Genomic DNA, 6,249 nt, shown 5'->3' with positions numbered 1-6,249 from the left:
TCGCGGATGATGCGCTCCGTCACGCTTCTGGACAGCAGCCGCTCGGTCTCGGATGTGACGTTCACCGGCGCATTGTTGCCGGCATCGCCGGTGCTAAGCGCAGTTGCCAGGGGCTTGTGGATCATCAGCCGGGACGCGGCATGATAGCTCGGATTCAAGCCCGAGATCAGCACGATCGACGCCGCCATCAGCACCATCATCACCGCAACGATCATAACAAGCCGTCGACGGATCAAGCGTAACCCGGAGGTAATATCTCTCGCTTCGGTTGGAAACCGGATCGCGAACATAATCACGGCAGTCGCAAACAGGACGAAGAGGATGCTATTCTGAGTGAGGATGATCGTTTCCGTGAGGTTCATCACCAGGAACATGATGACCAGCACATTCAGCCACAGCCAACCCTCTTCGGGAGCATCACACAGCAGCGTCGCCCCCTGCCGAAGCGCGCGGACAATCGTCCAGGTCAAGGGTATGAAACCCAGGAGGCCGAGGCCCAGCAATACGTCGCGAAAGCCGTTATGGGCATGCGGCGCAGGCCACCCGGCTGCAGCGCGGACGTACCAGCCGTCGGCATTGGAGTCGGCCCAGAAGGCTTGATAGCCATAACCGAGCAACAGCCGTCGTCCGATTGCGAGATCCACTTCCCGCCAGAGCGGAACGCGTCCAGTCAGCGTCGCATCCTTGCCCATCGCTTCGAGCAGGGGAACGAGCAATTCGCTAAGTCCGACAAGGATCAGCGCAACCAATTGCAGGCAGACCAGCACGAGCGTCGCCCGTCCAAGGTCGCGGGTCTTTGAAAGGGCGAGGAAGAAAGCTGTTGCCGGGACCGCGCTGACGAGTGAGTTCATGGCCGTCATCGACTGCGACGCGACCAGGCAAAAGAGACTGGCGCACAGCAGCGGTATGCTGACAATTCTAGGCCCAGCCCGTCGATCCACGGCCATCATGCTGCACGCGAAAGTCGCGATCGCTGCGTTCCACCCGAGGGTGTTTTTATTGTCAAAAACTCCTCTCAGGGAGCTCTCGCCAAAGGTGAACGCACGACTGGGCCATGCCACAGCCATCAAAAGACTGCACACCATGCCGGTGCCAAGCACCACGACTGTCAGCAACAGCAGTTGCCGCGGCGTGAACAGGATGGCGAGAAGGTATGCTAGTGAAATGGAGAGAATGAGCGCAACGCCCCGCTGTAGGGTGAGAGCGGGGCTCGACGACCACAGCACTGAAGCAAGCGGTAACAAAAGAAGGATGACGAACGGCAGACTACGGCGAATGGCAGTCAGCAGCTCTGCCTGATTTCGAGCCAGGAGTCCGAGAGAAATCAGATAGATGGGCATGCCGAGCAGGCGAAGTTTGGCCATCTCGCTGGCATCGAGGTTGCCGTCACGGTCGATGAGAGGAAAGATGCAGCCACTCAGAAGGAACAGCGCGATGAGGACGCCGATGCACTCCATTGACCGCCACGGCATGATGACTTTGGGGCTGTAGACTGCCGGATAGCAAGCCTTCTCCATCATGTCATTCTGCCGGATACTGGCTGCTCAACTGGCCTTCCGTCGTTCTCACGCCCGTCAATGCTGGACTTGCGGCGATGCCGACCCGGCGCAGAGCGCTGGCACCGGCGGGCGCATCGCGTCGCGTCTGATCTGCAGCGGCACTATTAACCGACCCCGCAGCGGCCCGGCCGGTCAGATGCTCCACCAGATAAAGAGGCCGTTGTCGGACCTCGACAGCGATGCGGCCGACATATTCGCCAAGAAGCCCGACGGAAATCATGTTGAACGCGCCGAATACCAGAATCACCACCATGATGGAGGCGTAACCGGGCATATCGACGCCAAATATCAGCGTTCGTCCAATGATGATGGCCGCATAGAGTTGCGCTAGAAAGACGACAACGAGGCCGACATAAGTCCAGATGCGCAAAGGCATCGTCGTCGACCCGGTGATCCCGTCCAGCGCGAAGTTCCACAAGCGCCAGTATACCCACTTCGAGGTGCCAGCCGTACGTTTCGGCCGGTCGTATTCGACCGTCGCCTGAGTGAAGCCAACCCAGGAGAACAGCCCCTTCATGAAGCGGATACGCTCCGGCATGCCGTTGAGGACGTCGACGACGCTGCGATCCAGCAGCCGGAAATCGCCGACATTGTCCTGGATGGGGTAGTCGGCCATCCTGTTATAGAGGCCGTAGAAGGCCGCGGCGCTGCACCGCTTGAGCCAGGTGTCGCTGACACGTCTCTTGCGTCGTGCGTTGACCACCTTTGCGCCGCGCATCCAGGCGCTCACCATATCCGGGACGATATCCGGCGGATCCTGCAGATCGACGTCCATCGGGATGATTGCATCTCCGCGGGCGTGGGCGAGACCGGCTGCCAGAGCTGCGTCCTTGCCGAAGTTCCGCGACAGGCAGATCAGTCCGATATCCGGTCGCTGCGCCACGAGACCTTCGATGATGTCTACGGTGCGATCGCGGCTGCCATCGTCGACGAAGAGGATCTCTACCTGTCCGCCTGGTCCGAGAGCGCCGCGGATCGCGTTGGTCTGTGCATCCATGGCCTGGAGAAAGAGCACGATCGTCTCCTCCTCGTTGAACACCGGCACCACAATACTCAGTACCAGGCCGTCCGTATCTGACATGCCGTGAGACGAAAGATCAGTCTTGGTGATGGGCCATGTGAGGGGGGATTCCGTGCTGCGCGGCAACATGTTAAGCCCCCGATGTGATGAAATGTGTTGGACTACATGCGCCTGCTGCCGCACGACGGTCGGCGCAACGAGGCCACCGCTCGTAGATCCTTCGAAGAAACCGCTCGATCCGATCACTCTTTACAATAGTCTTACTCTTGACCATCCTCGGCTCCATTCAGCTTGCCGAACTCGCAAGCTTCAAGGCTCATCGAATTTTACCCCGACATCCCTGTCGGTGATGACACGCAAGCCTCTGTAGAAGTGAACTTTATTCTTTATATTGGCTGGTCGAAAGCGAGCCATAAGACGTATGCGTACCACTTTGTGCTGATTGTTGCTCAAACGAAGAACGAGTTAGTCTTGGAACTGACCTAGGCCGGTAAGGATCTATTACCGGCCGGGCGCTGGACACGGTTGTGGGACGAGTACGTGTATGGGCATATCTGATCTCAATCCGGCGCTGGGCGCGGAGATCGCGGGACCATCGAACCCGGTCAATAACAGAATATCTCATTTGCAAAGGTCGCACCCTTTATCGCAGCAGGTCATCCTGTGGCTCGCCATGGTCGCCGCCTTGGTTGCACTTTGCACCGCGATCAGCGGGCAGAGTTACTGGATAGACGAGGCCAACACTGCGTGGCGTGCCGCGGAGCCGCACTTTCAGACGCTTTTGGCTCGCATGGTCGCGGAGACTGGCTCCGATGCGCAGATGCCATTTTTTCTCGTGGCGATCTGGGCCTGGGAGAAGGTCGCGGGCGACGGCGAGGTTGCGCTGAGGGTGATGAACCTCCTTTGGCTTATTCCGGGCCTCTACGTCTTCGCCAATGGCCGGGTTGATCGGCTTCTGGTCGCCGCCAGCAGTGCGTTTCTCTGGTATTATGTCGATGAGGCGCGGCCCTATGGCATGCAGATCGGGGCGAGCCTGATGGTCTTCGGCCTGCTCGAACGCGCGGTGGTCGCGGCGAGCGATCGCAGTGCGGAAGGTCCGCTCCTTCGCCGCTATCAGGTCTGGCTGCTTGCGTTCGGACTTATTGCTCTTGCTGGAAGCAGCTTGCTCGGTGCGATCTGGGCCGCCGCCGCGGTCGGTGCCGCCGCTTGTGCCGTACACTGGCGCGTTCGCCGGCTTGCGAACAGCCATATCATCGGACCGTCGGTTCTGCTCGTGGTCGTGCTGGCGCCACTCGGGCTTTACTATTTCTGGACCGTACTTGGGGGGGCGGGCGGCACCAAAGTGGCGACGACCGACGCCCGGACATTGTTGTTCTCGGCCTACGAATTGCTGGGTTTCGCAGGCCTCGGTCCTGGGCGCACTGATCTGCGCGCCGGCGAGGGGACGATCGTCTCGTCTTACCTCGTTGCGCTCGCGAGCTACGCGATCCTGGTTGCTGCTGTAACGCTGGCCGGCCTAATCCAGGCCGTTCGCAATATTCCGCCTCGCACACTCGCGGCATGCGCGATCGCATTCACGGCTGCGGCAGCATTGATACTGGTCGCCGGATATATTCTGCATTGGCGTGTCGTTGGTCGCCACCTTGCTCCTGCGATAGCCGTCGTCCTGGCGCTGCAGGCGGCAGGTGCGACGCTGCTCTGGCGCCGGCCTGTCGGCAAGCTCGTGGTCGTTGGCTTTCTGGTAATGGCATTGGCTTCTGGTGCGAGCATCAGATTCGCGCAGCGGCATGCCAAGGACGATTATCGCGCTGCGGCCACGGTCGTACGCACGGCCCTCACCGGGGGCGATCGCGTCTGGTGGAGCGCCGACGCACTTGGTGCTCTCGTATATCATGTGCCGCTAGGCAAGGGATGTGGCAGCGCGCTTTATGTCTTTGAGCCACGGCCCGGTTTTGCTGCCGCTCTGGAGGCTCCGACTCTCGTCGTCACCAGCAAGCCTGATATTTACGATCCGGAAGGAGTGCTGGCCGCGTTCCTGTCCGACCAGCATTTTCAGGTTACCGAAACCTTCCAGGCTTTCCAGGTCTGGCGACGCGCGTCACCAACTGTTTCGTTACCTTGCGGTTAGGCGCCAATCCGCGCGCTGAATTCACGATAATTGGGTTGTGATTGACGAAATGTTTTCGCGGGGCTGCGTCTATCGCCGCACCGAGCCAGAGACGTTCTCGGCATTCGGTGGCGTCTCCGTACTGGGACCGGCCTCGTCCGCTCCGATGTCGATCTTGCCGGTTGCGCGGGCCTGCCCGTCCAGGTCGGCAGATCCGAGCCCGAAAGCTGTCGTTCCGGCATCGATGGCCGGCGAACCGGGCTTCAGGTGGAAATCTCCAGTGGCAGGATTTGAAAGCAGGGGATCACGTCCAAGCAGGTTCCCGTTCGCTGCATCCGGAGCATGGCCGTCCGAAAGCACCGATGCCTCGCGTGGAGTGCCGTTGAAGGTGATATTGTTGTACCACTTCACATCCTCGTTCACGTAGCCATTGGTACTAACGTCGTTAATGGCCCGGTTTCTGGAATCCGTTCGCGGATCCGCTACCGCGATATTGTTCACCCAGGTATTGTGGCTGCCCATGGCGTTGCTCAGTTCGCCTCGCCAGCTTCCTTTGTTGGCATTGTCATGGTTGTTGTGCCAGACGGTGTTGTTGCGCACCGTGACGAAGTCGCTCAGGAAGACGTGGATGCCTTTGCCGCCATTGCCGTAGGAGACATTGCCCTCGATCAGAGTGCCGTAGCGGTATTTGGTATCGTGAAAACCGTCGATGATGATACCGTTTCCATCGGTATGTTCCCAGTTGATGGCGGGTCCCTGCACGTTGTCGTAGGTAATGTTGTTCCTGACGACGTTGCGGAACTCGGCGTTGCCTGGGGCGAGGTCCATGTTCTGCCAGAGCGAAATGCCGCTGCACTGATAACCGTTCGTTGCACTATTGCCATAGACCCGGTTGTCCTCAATCGTCAGCCAATCCGATTTGGCGCTGGAAATGCCCGAGCCGCCGCTGTCATGGGCAATATTGGCCTTGATCGTGACATGGTGTGATCCTTCGATATCGATCGCATGTCCCCCGCCGCCAACGACGTCGAAGCCTTCGATCCTGATGTAGTTCGCTCGCACGTTCAGGGTGCTGTAGGTGTCCGAAGCAGGCGGTCTGAGCAAAGCGCCGCCAGGCAATTCAGAGCGGATGGTGACGTAATTATCCGCCGTACCATTCTTCGTTATCATGATCTGCTCGTGATAGGTTCCCGCCTTCACCACGATCTGATCGCCGGGCTTGAGCTGCGCCTGCATGGCGCGGCCGATCGTCTTCCATGGCGCTGACAGGTTGCCCTTGGCTATGTCGCTTCCGTCAGTGGCAACGTAGTAGTCCGTCATCACGCTTCTCCTGTCCCTGTAGTCTGGTGATCCCTTGGGGTGCCGGTTGTGATGATCAATGGCCTTCGCCTGCTAGCGCAGAAGCGATCGACTGAGCCTATTAGATCCTTTGTAATGTCGAGGCTTACATTTTAAAATCGTGGTATTTCATCAAGGACCTTGCGTATAATTCGGAGTCACGGAAGTTATATTTTGCGTGACGTTTGGGTTTGACATTGTTGATGGCGACGACGATGTCGGCG

General features: G+C 59.1%; 4 protein-coding genes. 1 reads left to right on the top strand and 3 read right to left on the bottom strand.

Annotated features, from left to right (window positions below; translation table 11 throughout):
- Both FHX06_RS35400 and FHX06_RS35395 read right to left on the bottom strand, forming a co-directional pair.
- A partial coding sequence (locus FHX06_RS35400) for an O-antigen ligase family protein (RefSeq protein WP_183882701.1) occupies positions 1–1,520 on the bottom strand: 1,520 nt, incomplete at its 3' end.
- A 1-nt stretch (position 1,521) separates the two neighbouring features.
- Positions 1,522–2,709, bottom strand: coding sequence for a glycosyltransferase family 2 protein (locus FHX06_RS35395; protein WP_113213133.1), 1,188 nt, complete (start codon positions 2,707–2,709; stop codon positions 1,522–1,524).
- 691 nt (positions 2,710–3,400) lie between these two features.
- Here FHX06_RS35395 and FHX06_RS35390 point away from each other — a divergent pair.
- The gene (locus FHX06_RS35390; protein ID WP_183882699.1) at positions 3,401–4,708 is read left to right on the top strand and encodes a hypothetical protein; all 1,308 of its coding nucleotides are present in this window, start codon (positions 3,401–3,403) and stop codon (positions 4,706–4,708) included.
- A gap of 69 nt (positions 4,709–4,777) precedes the next feature.
- Here the strand turns inward: FHX06_RS35390 and FHX06_RS35385 are convergent, their stop codons facing one another.
- Positions 4,778–6,007 carry a right-handed parallel beta-helix repeat-containing protein gene (locus FHX06_RS35385; protein ID WP_183882697.1) on the bottom strand — a complete coding sequence of 410 codons (1,230 nt, stop codon included), beginning with the start codon at positions 6,005–6,007 and terminating at the stop codon, positions 4,778–4,780.
- Positions 6,008–6,249: the final 242 nt, after the last annotated feature.

The sequence above is a fragment of the Rhizobium sp. BK512 genome (assembly GCF_014194915.1).
In the GTDB taxonomy this organism is placed as follows: Bacteria; Pseudomonadota; Alphaproteobacteria; order Rhizobiales; family Rhizobiaceae; genus Rhizobium.
Note: the sequence above shows the minus strand (reverse complement) of the source record. Positions and strands in the feature narration are given on the sequence as shown.

Excerpts from the sequence above, each read along its gene's own strand:
- FHX06_RS35395 (WP_113213133.1), bottom strand. The coding sequence starts at position 2,709 with ATGTTGCCGCGCAGCACGGAATCCCCCCTCACATGGCCCATCACCAAG.
- FHX06_RS35390 (WP_183882699.1), top strand. The coding sequence starts at position 3,401 with ATGCCATTTTTTCTCGTGGCGATCTGGGCCTGGGAGAAGGTCGCGGGC.
- FHX06_RS35385 (WP_183882697.1), bottom strand. The coding sequence starts at position 6,007 with ATGACGGACTACTACGTTGCCACTGACGGAAGCGACATAGCCAAGGGC.